Below are 795 nucleotides of genomic sequence, written 5' to 3' on the forward strand. Positions count from 1 at the left end.
GCGTTGGCTTGTTTATCCGCACTGATAAACAGCCCTTTCCCGGCACGGATCGCGCCCCAGTCATCGGTACGCAGCTCAAACCCTTCACCCCGTTTATCCGGGTGCGGTTTCTGGCTGTCAACCAGATGCCCCAGGTTGAGCTGGCTCTTACCGCCGTATTCGGTACTCAGTTTGATGTGCTCCCGACCGCGTTCGTCATCCATCCGCAATTTGTTATTCGCCGGGGTACGCAGGACATTGCGTTTGTAGTTGAATAAGGTGACGTGATCCGGGTGTTTTGAGTCGTGCAGCGCGTGAGCGATGTAGGGCCGATCCGGGTCGCCCCCTTCAAATGCGATCGCCACTTCCGTACCTATCAGCAACGGCCAGTGAAAACCGTAGGTGTCACCCGCATAGGGACGAGCCAGACGCACCCACAGGCTTTCTTCCCCCTGCGGCCAGTCCGCCCGGTCAAAATCAAATGCCACCCGATACAACCCGTCTTTATCAATATCCCCGTACCGGTCGTTCACTACCGAGCTGCTCACCCGGGCGGGCAGGGTGCCCGCTATGCGTGGTTTCGGGATTAATGCAGGTCGGAAGCACACGGTTTCAGAGTAGGGAATGGCAGTAAACGCCATTTCAAAACTGCGATCCCGGCGCGCACTGCTGTGAATAGCGGTTATCACCGCCCCTTTACGGAACGCTTCCGGCGCCTCTCCCCTGACTTTCAACTCCTGACCCGGCAACAGCGTGGCGGATGTCGTCAACCCTCGCAGTTGGGTCTGTCGATTCAGGTAACGTTCATGTTGCAGC

The 795-nt window shown here is 57.7% G+C and carries 1 protein-coding gene; it reads right to left on the reverse strand.

The window, feature by feature from the left end; genetic code table 11:
* The coding region (locus ABR397_RS22970) for a type VI secretion system Vgr family protein (protein ID WP_350307727.1) at positions 1 to 795 on the reverse strand (795 nt) is incomplete at both ends.

Source organism: Photorhabdus viridis, from assembly GCF_040256935.1.
Taxonomy (GTDB): domain Bacteria; phylum Pseudomonadota; class Gammaproteobacteria; order Enterobacterales; family Enterobacteriaceae; genus Photorhabdus; species Photorhabdus viridis.